This is a genomic window from Nocardia otitidiscaviarum, assembly GCF_007362295.1.
GTDB classification, from domain to species: Bacteria; Actinomycetota; Actinomycetes; order Mycobacteriales; family Mycobacteriaceae; genus Nocardia; species Nocardia otitidiscaviarum.
Genome location: NZ_CP041695.1, coordinates 805,150 through 821,276, shown reverse-complemented (window position 1 = coordinate 821,276; position 16,127 = coordinate 805,150). Strand labels below are relative to the sequence as shown.

Genomic DNA, 16,127 nt, shown 5'->3' with positions numbered 1-16,127 from the left:
CGCGCTCTCCGCTTGTTCTCCAGTCACATCCGCACAGCCTATGCGGTCGCCGCGCGAACCCGCCGCACGCCATATTTGCCGGTCATTTGCTGGTTTGAGTCGCTCCGGTTCGGGTAAAGGGGTCGTGGATGGTAACGGAATAGCTTCGGCGGCTTGACCACCGCCACGCCCGGCGTGTCTAATCACAGGCATGTCATTCCGGGTTCGCGCGAGAGAGCAAGGCGCGGACGGATTTTCGAACAGATGTTCGCACCGGGATGGCGCTAGCTCGGGGATGTCCGCGGGACAACGTCGCGGTGTTGGGCCGTCGGTGGGAACGGCTGTCGACGGATTAATCATTCTGCGCTAACACACAGTGAGGAGGCGGAGCGATGGCCGATGAGCTGGCCCCGTCAGGCATTCCGGGCGGTGTATCGCAAACCGATTCCACAGCAGGCGCAGCACCAGACTTCTGCGCCGACAACCGAATCGGATACGAGGGGGGTGACATGACGACACGGCACCACGGGGGACAGTGGGCCCGTACGCAGATCCAACCGGAAGCGCCACGGCTCAGCCTGATCGTCACCGGAATGGACGACATGCTCGACGCCGTCGCGCGTTCGAGCCGGGAGATGGACGCCGAACAGTGGCAGGAGCGGGCTCTCTGCGCCCAAACCGATCCCGAGGCGTTCTTCCCGGAGAAGGGTGGTTCCACCCGCGAGGCCAAGCGCATCTGCTCCGGCTGCGAGGTCCGCGACGAATGCCTCGAGTACGCCCTCGCCCACGATGAGCGCTTCGGCATCTGGGGCGGGCTCTCCGAACGGGAACGCCGCCGCCTCAAGCGCGGCATCATCTGAGGTACCGCAGCGGAACCCGTTGCATCACCTGAGTTTCCACCCCGCCGCCGAGGTGGCGAGGTAGCACAGCGGGACGAGTAGGCCCCCGGTCCCGTCGCGACCACCGCGACGAGATCCGATGAGGGCGGGCCACTCCCCAGCACTCCAAGATCCCAGCACCCCAACACGATCCGCGCGGCCCCCGAGCCCGCCGCGGCATACGGGTAACCAATCATCCCGAGCGGCACACCCACTCGGCTCCCCAGCCCGCACGGCACTGCTGGTGACCAACCCTCCCCAGCGGCACACCCACACGGCACCCCCGCACGGACACGACCGGATTTACTCCAGCGCGGAGCCGGTGTGCGGCACAGCGCGGCTTCACAACACGGCGTCGTCTCGCAGCGCGCCCCACGGCACCGTCTCGCAGCGCGCCCCACGGCACCGGGGCCACACCGCACCGGTGACCGTCAGCGCGGCGCGAACGCCGGGCGGGCGGGACGCGTGGAGATGCCTCGTCGGCCGGTGGCATCCGCCGCGGCGAGCGCCGACGCCCCCCGAGGGCGGCGGGAACCTCGGACACGCCGCGGCCGGGTCTGTGCGATGGGAACCCCGGACTACTCCGGGGCCGGGTCGATGACGTCCGGGTCCACGCCCAGATAGGTGGCGATCTGCTGGACCAGCACCTCGCGTAGCAGATCCACCAGGTCGTCGGGGTCGCTGGCGCGCAACTCCAGGGGTTTGCGGAACAGCACCACGCGGGCGCGGGTGGCTACACCGTGGCGGTCCACGCCCGCGGGGATCAACCGGGACAGCGGCACCGGGCCGTCGGCCACCACCTCATCCGGCCAGGTGACCGAATCCGGATGCAGCGGACGGATTTTCGGGACGTCGTCGACCGCGATATCGAACTTCGTGAGACGGTCGTGCCAGCGGCCGTCGAGGGGCGCGAACGCCTCCAGCACGAGACGGTCGAACTGCTGGCCGCGAGTGCGCCAAGCCGGAACGGTCGGCGGCAACATCGGCCCGCGCACACCCCGCCCGCGGCGGATCACCGACCGCGCGGTGGGCGGTCGCCTCTTACGTGAACGGGTCATACGATGAATCTACTGTGTCTATTGCCTCCGCTTCGCTCCGGCGGATTCGCGGCGCTGGAAGTCCCGGTTCTTCCCTCCCTCCGCTCCCCCGCTTCGCTCCTCCGCTCCGGTCAGTCCAGAACCGGGACGCGCCGCGAATCGGAGAGTGCACGTAGAGCCAGCCGTGGCACCGATGAGGACACAACGCACCGCAACGGGTGCGCGGGTGGAATCGCTGGCAGGAAAGGCCCTGTATGCGGGGGACGCGCCGTAGTGAGACCGGCAACATTGAGCGTGTCTGTCCCCGGCGAGGCGTGAGGGGGGTTACCCTGCTTGGCGTGATTCCCATGCGTCGTTGCTGCCGTCCAGGCTGCAAGAACCCGGCCGTAGCGACGCTGACCTATGTGTACTCCGAGTCGACGGCCGTGGTCGGGCCGCTGGCCACGGTGGCCGAGCCGCACTCCTGGGACCTGTGTGAAACACATGCGTCCCGGATTACCGCCCCGAAGGGGTGGGAGATGGTGCGGCACGAGGGCGGCTTCTCGTCCAGCACACCGGATGACGACGACCTGACCGCCCTGGCCGAGGCCGTGCGCGAAGCGGGGCTACGGCGGCGGTCACCGGAACCGGAACAACCCGGCTACTCCGACTACGCACCCCCGCAGCGCACCACCCGCACCGGCCGCACGGGACGCCGCGGTCACCTCCGGGTCCTGCCCGACCCACCGAACTGATCCCCCGATGCGCACTCGACCGGGCGCTGAAGTCGGGCAGGCGGACCAGCACAGGGGTTCTCCTACTAGGGTGTTGGCTATGACAGTCGCCCGGTCTGCCGATTCCGTTCATGCAGTGATCAAGGCGTACGACGTTCGCGGGGTAGTGGGCGAACAGATCGACGCGGATTTCGTCAAGGATGTCGGCGCGTCGTTCGCGCGGCTGATGCGCGAGGAGGGCGCGCGGCAGGTCGTGATCGGTCACGATATGCGTGATTCCTCCCCCGCGCTGTCCGCCGCCTTCGCCGCGGGCGTGCAGGCCCAGGGCCTCGACGTGATCCACATCGGCCTGGCCTCCACCGACGAGTTGTACTTCGCCTCCGGCCATCTCGACTGCCCGGGCGCGATGTTCACCGCCTCGCACAATCCGGCCCGGTACAACGGCATCAAACTGTGCCGCGCCAAGGCGCTTCCGGTCGGACAGGACACCGGCCTGGCCACCATCACCGACGAGGTGATCAACGGTGTGCCCGCCTACGACGGCGCGCCGGGCACCGCCTCCGAGCAGGACCTGCTCTCCGCCTACGCGGCCTACCTGCACGAACTGGTCGATCTGAGCGCGTCCCGCCCGCTGCGTATCGCCGTGGACGCGGGCAACGGCATGGGCGGTTTCACCGTGCCCGCCGTGCTGGGCACACTGCCGCAGTTCACCATCGAACCGCTCTATTTCGAACTCGACGGCACCTTCCCCAATCACGAAGCCAATCCGCTGGATCCGAAGAATCTGGTGGATCTGCAGGAGTACGTCCGCAAGACCGGGGCCGATATCGGGCTGGCCTTCGACGGCGACGCCGACCGCTGCTTCGTGGTGGACGAGAAGGGCGAGCCGGTCTCCCCGTCGGCGGTGACCGCGCTGGTGGCCGAGCGTGAGCTGGCCAAGGAACCGGGCGCGACCATCATCCACAATCTGATCACCTCCAAGGCGGTGCCGGAGCTGGTGGCCGAGCTCGGCGGCACCCCGGTGCGCACCCGCGTCGGCCACTCCTTCATCAAGCAGCAGATGGCCGCCACCGGCGCGATCTTCGGCGGCGAACATTCCGCGCACTACTACTTCCGCGACTTCTGGGGCGCGGATTCCGGCATGCTGGCGGCCCTGCACGTGCTGGCCGCGCTGGGCGAGAAGGACCGCCCGATGTCCGAGCTCGCGTCCGCCTATGCAACATATGCGGCCTCCGGGGAGATCAACTCCACAGTGGCGGATGCGAAGGAGCGGACCACGGCGGTGGTCGAGGCGTTCCGCGACCGGGCCAGCTCGGTGGACCGGCTCGACGGCGTGACCGTGCAGTTGCCCGCGGGTGCGTGGTTCAACCTGCGGGCCTCCAATACCGAACCGCTGCTGCGCCTCAACGTCGAAGCCCGATCGCAGGAGGATGTAGACGCACTCGTAACCGAGATTCTGAGCATCGTGCGCGGCTGACTGGAATAGTGGAATCACAGAGCGTGGATTCGCCCGCGGGTGACCCGATGAGGGGAGGTGGCAACGCCCGATGATCGCTGGGACACCGGTTCTGGACCTCGATGACGTCGCCTCGCTGGAGGCGGCCGACTCCGGAGGGACACTGCGTTCCGCCGCGTCGGCGGGTGCGCAGGTGCGCGCCACCGCCGCGGCCATCGACGAGGACATCCTGCGTCGCCTCACCGGTATGCGGCCACGCAGTCTGGTCATGGTGTCCGGTTCGGGCCGGGCGGCCCGGGCGGCGGGCATTCTGATCGCCGCGCTCGGCGACCGCGCCAATCTGCCGGTGGTGCCCGCCACCACGATTCCGCCGTGGGTGGGCCCCCTCGACGTGGTGCTGGTGGCCGGTGACGACGCGGGCGATCCGCGGCTGGCCGAGGCGGTGGACCGGGCATTGCGCCGCGGTGCCGAGGTGGTGGTCGCGGCTCCGGACGAGGGTCCGCTGCGTGCCGTCGCCGCGGGCCGGGCCACCGTGCTGCCCCCGCGTGTGCCCGTCCTCGACCACAATCGGATGCTGCGCTTCCTGGCGGTCGGCACCGCCGTGCTGACGGCGCTGGACCCCGGTCGCATCGCCCCGCTGGTTCCCGATCTGAATTCGCTCGCCGATCTGCTGGACGCCGAGGCGCTGCGCGGCGGCCCGCAGAACGAGTCCTTCCACAACCCCGCCAAGACCCTCGCCACCCGGATGCGGGAGCGGCGCATCGTGCTCGCGGGTGATTCCCCCGCCGCCATCGAATTGGCCGAGCATGCCGCCGAGGTGCTGCTGGCCACCGCCGGTCAGATCGTGGCCTCGGCCGATCTCGCCGAGACCGTCGCCGCGCACGCCCGCATGGTGGAGGCCGCCGGGGTGGACGCCCCCGGCTACGACCCGCTGTTCCACGACGAGCAGCTCGACGGTCCCGCCCCCGTGGACAAGGTGCGGGTGTTCGTGGTGACCGCGGACGCCGATCAGGTGGCGGCGCGACGACGGCTGGCCGTCTTCGGCGCGGGCCAGGGTTTGGTGGACGCCGATCTGGTCAATGTCGATGTGGAAATCATGGGCGCGGGATCGCCCGCCCCCGCCGAAGGCCAGGCCGCTCCCGCCGGACGAGGCGGAGAATTGGAACAGCTCGCGGTATTGGCCCTGCGCCTGGAAATGGCTGCGGCGTATCTACGACTACTCGGTTCCCGTCCGGCAACGACGCCGGGACACTACGACGGGGGACACTACTAGTGCACGAACTCGTTGGTGCGCTGCGCTCCTACGCTTGGGGTTCGCGCACCGCGCTCGCTCAGCTGTGCGGCCGACCGGTCCCGTCCGCGCATCCGGAAGCCGAACTCTGGTTCGGAGCACACCCCGCCGATCCGGCGCGCGTGCGCGTCAACGGCCACGATCGCTCGCTCCTGGATCTGCTCGCCGCCGACCCGCAACGCGAACTCGGCTCGGTCGCGGGTGAATTCGACGGGCGGCTGCCGTTCCTGCTGAAGATCCTCGCCGCCGAGGAGCCGCTGTCGCTACAGGCGCATCCCAGCCTCGAACAGGCACGCGCCGGATTCGCGCGGGAGAACCACACGGGCGTCCCCATCGATTCGCCCATGCGCAACTACCGCGACGAGAACCACAAGCCCGAGCTCGTGGTGGCGCTGGACCGTTTCGAGGCCCTGGCCGGATTCCGCGACCCGAACGCCACCGTGCGCCTGCTCCAGGCCCTGGCGGTGCCCGAACTCGCCCCCTACGCTGACCTGCTTGCCGCCCAGCCGGATTCGGCGGGCCTGCGCACCCTGTTCACCACCTGGATCGCGCTGCCCCAGAACGCGCTGGCCACCCTGCTGCCCAAGGTGCTCGACGGCTGCGTGCACTACCTGTCCGACCGCGACGCCGGAAACAACGGCGCGCGCAAGGAGTTCACCGCCGAGGTGAAGACCGCGCTGGAGCTGGCGGAGGCGTATCCGGGCGATGCCGGGGTGCTGGCGGCGCTGCTGCTCAACCGCATCACCCTCGAACCCGGCGAGGGCCTGTTCCTGGCTGCCGGGAATCTGCACGCCTATCTGCGCGGCGTCGGCGTGGAGATCATGGCGAACTCCGACAATGTGCTGCGCGGCGGACTCACCCCCAAGCACGTGGACGTGCCGGAGCTGTTGCGCGTCCTCGATTTCGAACCTCTCGATCTCCCGATCGTCGCGCCGGAGACGGAGGCCGAGGGCGTGTTCCGGTACCGCACGCCCGCGGCGGAATTCACCCTGCGGCGAGTGGAATTGGCGGAGGGCGAACCACCGCTCCCGCTGCCCGCCGCCGGACCCGAGATCGCGCTGTGCACCCTGGGCGCGGTGCGCCTGACCCAGCACGGCCGCCACCTGGAGGTCCCCTGCGGCCGCGCGGCCTGGATCTCCGCCACCGACGGTCCGATCACCGCCCAGGCGATCGACGGTCCGGCACAACTGTTCTGCGCTTCTGTTTGATCACCGCGGCGGTACTCTGAGCCGGGCGATTCGTCAGGGAATCGACAGGCTCCGGAAAGGGACGAACAGTGGCTGCGGGTGGCGGTAGGAAGGCGATCATCGCGGCGATGAGCGCCAATGGCGGTATCGCGGTGGCGAAATTCGTGGGCGCGGGGATCACCGGGTCGGCGTCCATGCTGGCGGAGGCCGTGCACTCGGTGGCCGACACCTGCAATCAGGGCCTGCTGCTGTTCGGGCAGCGCAGGGCCGCGCAGGAGGCCGACAACCTGCATCAGTTCGGGTACGGGCGCAACCGCTACTTCTACTCGTTCGTGGTCGCGCTGGTGATCTTCGCGCTCGGTTCGCTGTACGCGCTCTACGAGGGTGTGCACAAGGTGCAGCATCCGGAGGAACTCTCCAGTCCGATGGTGGCCATCGTGATCCTGGGAATCGCGATCGTGCTGGAGACCTTCAGCATGATCACCGCCGTCAAGGAGTCGCGACCGCTCAAGGGCGATGCCAGCTGGTGGCGGTTCATCCGCACCTCGCGGCATCCGGAACTGCCGGTGGTGCTGCTCGAGGACGCGGGCGCGCTGATCGGTCTGACCCTGGCCTTCGGCGCGGTCAGCATGACCGTGGTCACCGGTGATCCGGTCTGGGACGGTATCGGCACGCTGTGCATCGGTGTGCTGCTGGGCGTCATCGCCATCATCCTCATCGTGGAGATGAAGAGCCTGCTCATCGGTGAGGGCGCGACCGCCAAGGACGACGAGCTGATTCGCGAGCGATTGGTCGACGGCACCCGGATCGACCGCGTCATCCACCTGAAGACCCAGTACCTCGGCCCGGAGGAGCTGCTGGTGGCCGCCAAGGTCGCCATCGTGCCCGGACTGGAGATCGCCGATATCGCCGCCGCCATCGACGATGCCGAGGCACGCGTGCGCGCGGCGGTGCCGATCGCGAAGATCATGTACCTGGAGCCGGACCTGTACCGCGCCACCGCCGACACGACCGTCTGATCGTCGGCGGGCGGACATCCCGCCCGGCGTGTGTCCGCCCGCCGACGCCCGGCGACGTCGTAGCGTAGGAACCCATGTCCACCGGTGGCGGCAAGAAGGCGATTGTGGCGGCGTTCTCGGCGGATGCCGGGATCACGGTCGCGAAGTACATCGGTGCGTTCCTGACCGGTTCGGCGTCCATGCTGGCCGAGGCGGTGCACTCGACCGCCGATACCGCCAATCAAGGGTTGCTGCTGCTCGGGCGGCGGCGTGCGGAGCAGGCTCCCGACGACCTGCACCCGTTCGGGTACGGGCGCAACCGCTACTTCTACTCGTTCATCGTGGCGCTGGTGATCTTCCTGCTCGGCGCGCTGTACGCGATCGACGAGGGCATCACCAAGATCCGGCATCCGGAGCGGCTGGACGATCCGATCATCGCCATCGTGATCCTGCTGGTGGCGCTGGCACTGGAGTCCTACAGCCTGGCCACCGCGCGGCGCGAGTCGGCGCCGCTCAAGGGGCGTACCAGCTGGTGGAAGTTCATCCGCACCACCCGCAATCCCGAACTGCCGGTGGTGCTGCTCGAGGACACCGGTGCGCTCATCGGCCTGCTGTTCGCCTTCCTCGGGGTCGGGCTGACCATGCTGACCGGCAGCGCCGTGTGGGACGGCATCGGCACGCTGCTCATCGGAGGGCTGCTGCTGGTCATCGCGATCGTGCTGATCGTGGAGATGAAGAGTCTGCTCATCGGGGAGGGCGCGACACCGGAGGAGGATCGCCTGATTCGCGCCGGGCTGGTGGACGGGACGCGCATCGACCGGGTGATCCATCTGAAGACCCAGTATCTGGCCCCGGACGATCTGTTGGTCGCCACCAAGGTGTCCATCGTACCGGGATTGGGGATCGCCGAAGTGGCGGCGGCCATCGACGACGCGGAGGAGCGGGTGCGGGCGGCGGTGCCCACTGCGCGCGATATCTACATCGAGCCGGATCTGTATCGCGCACGGTCGGTCTGAGTACATCCGGGCGAGTTCGAGCGCGCAGGGTTCGTTCGCGCCGGTTCGACTACACCGGTTTGCGGTGCAGTCGTTCGGATTCCAGCAGTTCGATGGGATCGGTGTGCAAGCCGAACTCGCGGCGCAGCACGTGGCGCACGGCGAGCATGCCGTTCATGCCGTGCACGCCCGGACCGGGCGGGGTCGCCGACGAGCACAGGTAGACGCCGGGAAGCGGTGTGCGATACGGATTCCAGCGCGGCACCGGTCGGAAGACGGTCTGGCGCAGCGTCATCGCGCCCGCCGAGATATCCCCGCCGACATAGTTGGCATTGTGCGCGGGCATGGTGGCGGCGGTGCGCACATGCGAGGCGAGGATCAGATCACGGAAGCCGGGGGCGAAGCGCTCCACCTGGGCGGTGACGGCCTCGGTGAGGTCGCGGGTCGATCCGTTGGGTACGTGCGCGTAGGTGTAGAGCGTGTATTTGCCCGCGGGAGCGCGGGTTTCGTCGACGACGCCGGGTTGGATGGCCAGCACGTAGGGGCGCTCGGCGTGGTCGCCGCGCGCCACCGCCTGCTCGGCCGCCACCAGTTCGGCGCGACTGCCCGCCAGGTGCAGGGTGCCCGCGCGGTCGCAGCCGACGGCCTGCCAGGGGACGGGGCCGGACAGCGCGAAGTCCACCTTGCAGGCCGCGCCGCCGTACCGGAAGCGTTGCAGCGCGGCGTCGTAGCGGCCGGGCAGGCGGTGTTCGGCGATGCGGCGCACCTCGGCCGGGGCCAGGTCGAGCAGGACCGCGCGCACGTCCTCGAATTCGTCGATGGAGTCGACGCGGTGGCCGGTGAAGATCTGTCCGCCGTGGGCTTTCAGGTCGTCGGCGAGGGCATCGATGATGGCCTGCGACCCGCCACGCGGCACCGGCCAGCCGCCCACGTGGGCGAGGGTGCCGAGCAGCATGGCGACACCGGCGGCCGGAATCGCGCGCGGGGGGATGATGGCGTGCCCGGCGACGCCGGTCAGCAGGGCCGGAGCCACCTGTTCGCGGAAACGCAGATTCCACAGCGGAGTCGCCTGTTCCAGCAGGCGTTTGGCGAATCGCAGTTCGATGCCGGGATCCAGGCGCAGCAGGCCCAGCGGATCCAGCGGCGGGTGCCGCAGATCCGACATGGCCAACCCGACCAGGTCTTCCCACCTGCGCACCAGCGGCCCGAACAGCCGCCGCCAGCTTTTGCCGTCGCGCCCCAGCCCGTCGACGGTCCGCTCGAGGTCGTGCCAGGCCAGGCCCGCCACCCCGCCGTCCAGCGGGTGGGCGTAGGACACTTGCGGCGCAAGCAGTTCCACGCCGTGCGCGGGTAGGTCGAAGGCGCGGAAGAAGGGCGAGGCGACCGCCATGGGGTGCGCGCCCGCGCACACGTCGTGGTGGAAGCCCGGCAGGGTGAGTTCGGCGGTGCGACAGCCGCCGCCGATCGTCTCCTCGGCCTCGTACACCTGGACATGCAGCCCGGCGCGGGCCAGGATCACGGCCGCCGCCAGCCCGTTCGGCCCCGATCCGACCACCACAGCGTCAGCCATGATCACACTCTAGGCCCCGGCCCCGTGGTGAGCGTCCGCCCGAAAGGTGAAATCTGTCCGGGATCACCCTGATCTGACGGAATCGATCGATCAAGTCGACCGCCCGGCCGGCGACGCACCACGATCGCCGGACGTCACGCCCGGAACCCCGGGCCGCGGACGTCCGCGTGACCCTCGTCACACGGCGATGAATTCACCCCCACCGGTCCGTCACAACCTCCGAACCCGAGAAGGAGCACTCGAATGACCACCAAGCCCCACGGACCGGCGTCCTACTTCCCGTCCATCGAGTCCAAGTACGGCCGCACCATGGACGAATGGTTCAGCGCCGTCCGCGAATCCGGCCACACCGGCCACAAGGATCTGGTGACTTGGCTGAAGACCGAGCACGGTATGGGCCACGGCCACGCCACGGCCGTCGTCCAGTACCACCTGAATCCGGAGAAGTGGGCGGTCTGAGGGTCGACTACAGCGCGGGGCCGCTCACCGCTGGGTGAGCGGCCCCGCGCCGTCCGGTTGTCGGACGCCGGTATCAGACGTCGGTGGAGAAGCGGATGCCGCCGTCGGGGAGTTCGACACCCGGCCAGACGCGCGCACCGCGTAGTAGTTCGCAGCGGGCGCCGACATTGGCGCCGTCACCGATGACGGCGTCGCGGACGAGGGCGCGCGGACCGATGCGGGCGCCGAAGCCGATGATGGAGCGTTCGACGGTGGCCCCGGCCTCGACGCAGGCGCCGTCGAAGAGGACCGCGCCGTCCAGGCGGGCGCCCGCACCGACCTCGGCGCCGCGCCCGACGACGGTGCCGCCGATGAGGAGGGCGCCGGGTGCCACGCCCGCACCCGCGTGGACCAGGGATTCGCCGCGCTGGCCGGGCAGGGCCGGGGAGGGCGCGATGCCGCGCACCAGGTCGGCCGAGCCGCGGACGAAGTCCTCCGGGGTGCCCATATCGCGCCAGTAGGAGGTGTCCACATGGCCCTGGATGTGCGCGCCCTCGGCGAGCAGGGACGGGAAGACCTCGCGCTCCACCGACACCGGGCGGCCGGCGGGGATCTTCTCGATGTACTCGCGACGGAAGACGTAGCACCCGGCATTGATCTGGTCGGTCGGCGGATCCTGGGTCTTCTCCAGGAACGCCGTGACGCGGCCGGACTCGTCGGTGGGCACACAGCCGAAGGCGCGCGGGTCGCCGACCCGGACCAGGTGCAGGGTCACATCGGCGTTGGTGGAGTGGTGGGTCTCCAGCACCGCGCCCAGATCGGTGCCGCCCAGCACGTCACCGTTGAACACCATCACGGTGTCGGCGCGCAGTTTGGGCAGCACATTGCGAATGCCGCCGCCGGTGCCGAGCGGTTCGGTCTCGGTGACGTATTCGATCTCCAGCCCGAAGTCGGAGCCGTCACCGAAATGCTCCTCGAAGACCTCGGCCTTGTAGGAGGTGCCGAGTACCACGTGGTGGATTCCGGCGTCCGCGATGCGGGCCAGCAGATGCTGGAGGAACGGCAGACCGGCCGTGGGCAGCATCGGCTTGGGTGCCGACAGGGTCAGCGGACGCAAGCGCGTCCCCTGGCCTCCGACCAGGATCACCGCATCCGTTCCGTTCGCCATCTTCTCCCCTGTATCAGGTCGTCTTTCGGTCGCGTCGGCGCATGCCGAGGCCGAGCTGTCCGGCCGCGCACACCGCGCGGCCGGGGTCATTGTGCCTGAGCGGACCGCTCAGTTCGTACCGGCCGCGCGGTCGCGCTCGCGCAGAGCGGATCGAACCGCAAGCCTGCACCGAATGGCAAGTCCGGCCTTGAGCGCCCCCCGCAGCGGCGCCTGCCACCAGTGTGGATGCCGGTCGGCCTGGAATCGGTAGGCGCTGGCGTGGTGGGCGGGCAGCATGGCCTCGGGGTGCTTGCCGGCGGCGTGGCCCTTGGCGTGCGTGACCTCGGCCGATGGCACGAATACATTGTGCCAGCCCGCCTTGCCCATGCGGTCGCCGAAGTCCACGTCCTCCATGTACATGAAGTACCGGGAGTCGAAGCCGTCGATGGCGTCGAAGGCGGCGCGGCGCACCAGCAGGCACGAACCGGACAGCCAGCCCACCGCCCGCTCGGAGATCTCCTCGTTGTCCTGCCGGTAGCGCAGGGTCCACGGGTTGGACGGCCACAGCGTGCCGAGAATGGCGTGACCCGCGCCGTCGGCAAGGCCGGGCACCCGCCGCGCGGACGGGTACACGCTGCCGTCGGGCTCGCGCACCATGGGTCCGAGCGCTCCGGCGCGCGGCCAGCGCTTGGCGACGGCCAGCAGCTCGTCGATGGAATCGGTACCCCACCGGATATCCGGGTTGGCGATGACGATGAACTCGATCTCCGGATCGATCTCGGCGACGGCGCGGTTGATGGCGCCGCCGTAGCCGATATTGCCGCCGGTGCGTAGCAGTCGCACATGTTCGTTGGCGTCGGCGACCAGTTCGGGCACGCCGTCGTTCGATCCGTTGTCGGCCAGGATGACCTGGGGCTTCTCGCTGGTGGCGGTGGCGAGGGTACTGATGAAGTGCTCGAGGTGCTCACCGGGCGAGTAGGTCACCGTGACGACGGCCAGTGTCGGCCGTCCGACTGAATCCGAGGGGCTCACGGGCGACCAGCCTAGTCGGAAGCGGCGGCGAGCGCGTCGTTCAGCGCATCCTGCCAGGGGCGCAGTGGCGACAGCCCGGCCGCGGTCCAGGACGCCGTGGACAGCACCGAATATGCCGGGCGCGGAGCGGGTCTCGGGAAAGCCGAGGTCGAGCAGGGCCGGACCCGGTCCGGATCGGCTCCGACACCCGCGAACACCGCCCGCGCCAGATCGAACCAACTGGCCTGTCCCGCGTTGGCGGCGTGCAGAATTCGCGGCGCGTCGGGTTGTTCGGCGAGTTCGACCAGCGCCGCCGCGAGATCGGGTGCGTAGGTGGGCGAACCGATCTGATCGTCCACCACGTCGACGGTCTCCCGTTCCCGCTCCAGACGGCGCATGGTGGCGACGAAATCGCTGCCCGTCCCGGTGTACACCCAGGCGGTGCGCACGATATGACCGGTCTCGGGGAGCAGATCCGCCACCGCCCGCTCCCCCGCCAGCTTGGATTTGCCGTACACCGAGGTCGGCCCGGTGGGGTCGGCGGTCTCGTACGGTCGCGACCCGGTGCCCGGGAACACGTAGTCGGTGGAGACGTGGATGAGCCGCGCCCCGACCTCCCCGCACGCCACCGCCAGCGCCATCGGCCCGCGCGCATTGACGGCGCAGGCCGCGTCGATATCGGTTTCGGCCCGGTCCACGGCCGTGTAGGCGGCGCAATTGATCACCACATCGCCGCACCGCAGCGCGGCGCGCACCGCGTCCAGATCGGTGATGTCCAGGTCGGCGTGGGTGTAGCCGCGGGCATCGGGTGCGAGGTCGAGCAGCGCACGGCCCAGCTGACCCCGCGCCCCGGTCACCACCAGCCGCCCGGTGACAGGTGTCACGGAGGGGAGAGTCACGCCGGTCAGTCTGGCACGCCGTGCCGACCGGGCGGCGACCCGGTGCGACCTGCCGGAACGACGACGGCCCCGGCGCGCGGTCGCCATAGCCGCCGCGCAGTGCCGGGCGCGCGGCACGCAACGCACGGGTAGCGGCTTCCACCGTCCCGCTCCGTCGCGCGTCTAGCCTGCACTCAGGGGGTAGTTCCACGGATACCGACCGGGACGCTGTCCGGGCCGGGCGGTGGGCATGGTCGGGAAAGGATACGGGGTTTGCCGGAACGCACGAGGGTATCGACGCCGCTACCGTCGCGACGACCGGCCGCGCGGACGCGGGCCGGGCGGCTCGGCGCGATGCGGGCGCTGTCGGCCGCCGCCGCGGTGGCGGTGCTGGTCCTGACCGGTCTCGGCTGGCATCAGGTGGACGGGCTGGTGTCCAGCATCGAGCGCATCGGCAATCTCGGGCTGGGCGGGGGCCGCGACGGCGCGGTGGACATCCTCATGGTCGGCATCGACAGCCGCACCGACGCACACGGCAATCCGCTCACCGACACCGAGCGGGCCATGCTGCACGCCGGTGACGAGGAGGGCCTCAATACCGACACCATCGTGCTCATCCGGGTGCCCAACGACGGACGTTCGGCCACGGCCATCTCCATCCCGCGCGACTCGTACGTGGACATCCCGGGACAGGGCAAGGGCAAGATCAACTCGGCCTTCGGCACCACCAAGTTCACCGAACAGCAGAAGCTGCTCGACAAGGGCGTGGACGCGTCCGAGGCCGACGCGAAATCCACCGAGGCCGGGCGGCAGGCGCTGATCAAATCGGTCGCCAACCTGACCGGTATCACCGTGGACCACTACGCCGAGGTGGGCCTGCTCGGTTTCGTCCTGCTCACCGATGCCGTGGGCGGTGTCGAGGTGTGCCTGAACGACGCCGTCTACGAACCGTATTCGGGTGCCGACTTCCCCGCCGGTGAGCAGCGGCTCGATGGCGCGCAGGCGCTGAGCTTCGTCCGCCAGCGCCACGGCCTGCCCCGGGGCGACCTGGACCGGATCGTGCGCCAGCAGGTGTACATGGCACAGCTGGTGAATCAGGTGCTCAGCGCCAAGACGCTCACCAATCCGGGCCGCCTGCAACAGCTCAGCGACGCCGTGGGCCGCACCGTGGTGATCGACGACGGCTGGAATGTGCTGGACTTCCTCGGCCAGCTCCAGGATCTCTCCGGCGGCCAGGTGAAATTCGAGACCATTCCGGTCGAAGACCTCAACGGCATGACCGAGGACGGCGTCTCGGTGGTGAAGGTGGACCCGGAGGCCGTCCAGAAGTACGTGGCCGCCATGGTGGGCGAGGCGAAGCCGGAGGAGAAGAAGGACGGCGTCGACCCGTCCACCGTCACCGCCGATGTGTACAACGCCAGCTCCATCGGCGGCCTGGCCGGTCAGGTGTCACAGGCGCTGGCGGGCAAGGGGTTCGGCACCGGCACCGTGGACAACTGGATCGGCGGCCCCATCCAGAGCAGCCGGGTGCTGGCCAGCAGCGCCACCGACCCCGGGGCGCGCGCCGTCGCCGAGGCCCTGGGCGGACTGCCGGTGATGAGCGAGTCGGGCCTGGCGGCGGGGGCGGTGCGCGTGCTGCTGGCGGGTGACTACTCTGGTCCGGGCTCGTCGGCGGACGGCGGCGTCGACTTCACCGGAATGTCGACCACCCCCACGCCGGTGCCGCCCGCCCCACCCATCGACGCCGGGCAGAACGGACCGAAATGCGTGAACTGACCGAGACCCTCACCGAAGCGGTGCTCGACCCGATCCTCGCCCGCGACCCCGCGGGCCCCCGCATCACCTACTACGACGACGCCACCGGTGCGCGAATCGAACTGTCCGCGCTCACCCTCGCCAACTGGGCGGCCAAGACCGCCAATATGATCCGCGACGAATTCGGACTCACCCCGGGCGCGCGGGTGGCCGTGCTGCTGCCCGCGCACTGGCAGACCGCCGCGGTGCTGCTGGGCTGCTGGTGGGCGGGCACCGAGGTGGTGCTGCGCGCCGACCCGGACGCCGAGCTGGCGTTGGTGACCGCCGACCGCGTCGACGAGGCCGACGGCATCGCCGAGGTGGCCGCGCTGTCACTGGATCCGATGGGCATGCCGGTGCGGGACCTGCCGGTCGGCGTCACCGACTACGCCACCTCGGTGCGCGTGCACGGCGATCAGTTCCTGCCCGGCGGCGTCGGTGCGGCGCTGGACGGCATGACCGCGGGCGCGGTCCTGGACGAGGCCCGCAAATCCGCGGCGCGACAGGGCTTCACGGCCGAGGACCGGGTGCTGTCGACCACGCCGTGGGAGACGCCGACCGAGTTGATCGACGGCCTGGTGGCGGTACTGGCGGCGGGGGCATCGCTGGTGCAGGTGGCGAATCCCGATCCGGCGGTCCAGGAGAAGCGGGTGGCCAGCGAGCGGGTCACCGCGCGCCGCGGCGACTGATCGCGCCCGCCAGCCGCGGTACGCACTCATACCATGGTAGGACCTGCGGCTCCCGCCGTGGAACGT

At 69.8% G+C, this 16,127-nt stretch carries 15 protein-coding genes; 10 read left to right on the top strand and 5 right to left on the bottom strand.

All coding sequences use genetic code 11. The annotated features are described in order from the left end of the window. Positions 1-572 precede the first annotated feature (572 nt). Positions 573-839, top strand: a complete 267-nt coding sequence (locus FOH10_RS03595) for a WhiB family transcriptional regulator (RefSeq protein ID WP_169335033.1) — start codon at positions 573-575, stop codon at positions 837-839. Positions 840-1,435: 596 nt separating this feature from the next. Here the strand turns inward: FOH10_RS03595 and FOH10_RS03590 are convergent. Continuing rightward, positions 1,436-1,915 carry a metallopeptidase family protein gene (locus tag FOH10_RS03590; protein WP_221937922.1) on the bottom strand — a complete coding sequence of 160 codons (480 nt, stop codon included), beginning with the start codon at positions 1,913-1,915 and terminating at the stop codon, positions 1,436-1,438. A gap of 326 nt (positions 1,916-2,241) precedes the next feature. Between FOH10_RS03590 and FOH10_RS03585 the strand changes: the two genes are divergently transcribed. From FOH10_RS03585 to FOH10_RS03560, 6 genes are all read left to right on the top strand, one after another. Further along, positions 2,242-2,628, top strand: a complete 387-nt coding sequence (locus tag FOH10_RS03585) for a DUF3499 domain-containing protein (protein ID WP_029931564.1) — start codon at positions 2,242-2,244, stop codon at positions 2,626-2,628. Between the two features lie 79 nt (positions 2,629-2,707). Then, entirely contained in the window at positions 2,708-4,084 is a 1,377-nt protein-coding gene (locus tag FOH10_RS03580; RefSeq protein WP_143979615.1) for a phosphomannomutase/phosphoglucomutase, read from the top strand. A 70-nt stretch (positions 4,085-4,154) separates the two neighbouring features. Further along, a complete protein-coding gene (locus FOH10_RS03575; RefSeq protein ID WP_143979614.1) occupies positions 4,155-5,336 on the top strand; it encodes a tobH protein in 1,182 nt (393 codons plus the stop codon). Continuing rightward, positions 5,336-6,562: a mannose-6-phosphate isomerase, class I gene (gene manA / locus FOH10_RS03570; RefSeq protein WP_143979613.1), complete on the top strand. Its 1,227-nt coding sequence runs from the start codon at positions 5,336-5,338 to the stop codon at positions 6,560-6,562. The genes FOH10_RS03575 and manA overlap by 1 nt, the downstream gene beginning before the upstream one ends. A gap of 68 nt (positions 6,563-6,630) precedes the next feature. Continuing rightward, a complete protein-coding gene (locus tag FOH10_RS03565) occupies positions 6,631-7,560 on the top strand; it encodes a cation diffusion facilitator family transporter (protein WP_143979612.1) in 930 nt (309 codons plus the stop codon). A gap of 74 nt (positions 7,561-7,634) precedes the next feature. Further along, positions 7,635-8,555, top strand: coding sequence for a cation diffusion facilitator family transporter (locus tag FOH10_RS03560; RefSeq protein ID WP_143979611.1), 921 nt, complete (start codon positions 7,635-7,637; stop codon positions 8,553-8,555). Positions 8,556-8,604: 49 nt separating this feature from the next. Here the strand turns inward: FOH10_RS03560 and FOH10_RS03555 are convergent, their stop codons facing one another. Beyond that, a complete protein-coding gene (locus tag FOH10_RS03555) occupies positions 8,605-10,104 on the bottom strand; it encodes a phytoene desaturase family protein (RefSeq protein ID WP_143979610.1) in 1,500 nt (499 codons plus the stop codon). 243 nt (positions 10,105-10,347) lie between these two features. Between FOH10_RS03555 and FOH10_RS03550 the strand changes: the two genes are divergently transcribed. Next, complete coding sequence (locus tag FOH10_RS03550; protein ID WP_143979609.1) at positions 10,348-10,563, top strand: DUF4287 domain-containing protein; 216 nt, start codon at positions 10,348-10,350, stop codon at positions 10,561-10,563. Positions 10,564-10,636: 73 nt separating this feature from the next. On the opposite strand, the gene manB is transcribed toward FOH10_RS03550, so the two are convergent. The 3 genes from manB to rfbD form a co-directional block, all read right to left on the bottom strand. After that, positions 10,637-11,710, bottom strand: coding sequence for a mannose-1-phosphate guanylyltransferase (manB, locus tag FOH10_RS03545; protein ID WP_039816760.1), 1,074 nt, complete (start codon positions 11,708-11,710; stop codon positions 10,637-10,639). A gap of 108 nt (positions 11,711-11,818) precedes the next feature. After that, positions 11,819-12,721 (bottom strand): glycosyltransferase family 2 protein, encoded by a 903-nt coding sequence (locus FOH10_RS03540; protein ID WP_029931555.1) that lies wholly within the window; start codon positions 12,719-12,721, stop codon positions 11,819-11,821. 11 nt (positions 12,722-12,732) lie between these two features. After that, the gene (gene rfbD, locus FOH10_RS03535) at positions 12,733-13,608 is read right to left on the bottom strand and encodes a dTDP-4-dehydrorhamnose reductase (protein WP_425326149.1); all 876 of its coding nucleotides are present in this window, start codon (positions 13,606-13,608) and stop codon (positions 12,733-12,735) included. A gap of 324 nt (positions 13,609-13,932) precedes the next feature. Between rfbD and FOH10_RS03530 the strand changes: the two genes are divergently transcribed. Together FOH10_RS03530 and FOH10_RS03525 are read left to right on the top strand one after the other, a co-directional pair. Beyond that, on the top strand, positions 13,933-15,354 hold the full coding sequence (locus FOH10_RS03530; RefSeq protein WP_143983838.1) for an LCP family protein: 1,422 nt from the start codon (positions 13,933-13,935) through the stop codon (positions 15,352-15,354). Next, positions 15,342-16,061 (top strand): TIGR03089 family protein, encoded by a 720-nt coding sequence (locus FOH10_RS03525; protein ID WP_143979607.1) that lies wholly within the window; start codon positions 15,342-15,344, stop codon positions 16,059-16,061. The genes FOH10_RS03530 and FOH10_RS03525 overlap by 13 nt, the downstream gene beginning before the upstream one ends. Positions 16,062-16,127 lie beyond the last annotated feature (66 nt).

Coding starts and splice junctions, on each gene's coding strand:
- FOH10_RS03595 (WP_169335033.1), top strand. CDS start 573: ATGGACGACATGCTCGACGCCGTCGCGCGTTCGAGCCGGGAGATGGAC.
- FOH10_RS03590 (WP_221937922.1), bottom strand. CDS start 1,915: ATGACCCGTTCACGTAAGAGGCGACCGCCCACCGCGCGGTCGGTGATC.
- FOH10_RS03585 (WP_029931564.1), top strand. CDS start 2,242: ATGCGTCGTTGCTGCCGTCCAGGCTGCAAGAACCCGGCCGTAGCGACG.
- FOH10_RS03580 (WP_143979615.1), top strand. CDS start 2,708: ATGACAGTCGCCCGGTCTGCCGATTCCGTTCATGCAGTGATCAAGGCG.
- FOH10_RS03575 (WP_143979614.1), top strand. CDS start 4,155: ATGATCGCTGGGACACCGGTTCTGGACCTCGATGACGTCGCCTCGCTG.
- FOH10_RS03560 (WP_143979611.1), top strand. CDS start 7,635: ATGTCCACCGGTGGCGGCAAGAAGGCGATTGTGGCGGCGTTCTCGGCG.
- FOH10_RS03555 (WP_143979610.1), bottom strand. CDS start 10,104: ATGGCTGACGCTGTGGTGGTCGGATCGGGGCCGAACGGGCTGGCGGCG.
- FOH10_RS03550 (WP_143979609.1), top strand. CDS start 10,348: ATGACCACCAAGCCCCACGGACCGGCGTCCTACTTCCCGTCCATCGAG.
- manB (WP_039816760.1), bottom strand. CDS start 11,710: ATGGCGAACGGAACGGATGCGGTGATCCTGGTCGGAGGCCAGGGGACG.
- FOH10_RS03530 (WP_143983838.1), top strand. CDS start 13,933: ATGCGGGCGCTGTCGGCCGCCGCCGCGGTGGCGGTGCTGGTCCTGACC.
- FOH10_RS03525 (WP_143979607.1), top strand. CDS start 15,342: ATGCGTGAACTGACCGAGACCCTCACCGAAGCGGTGCTCGACCCGATC.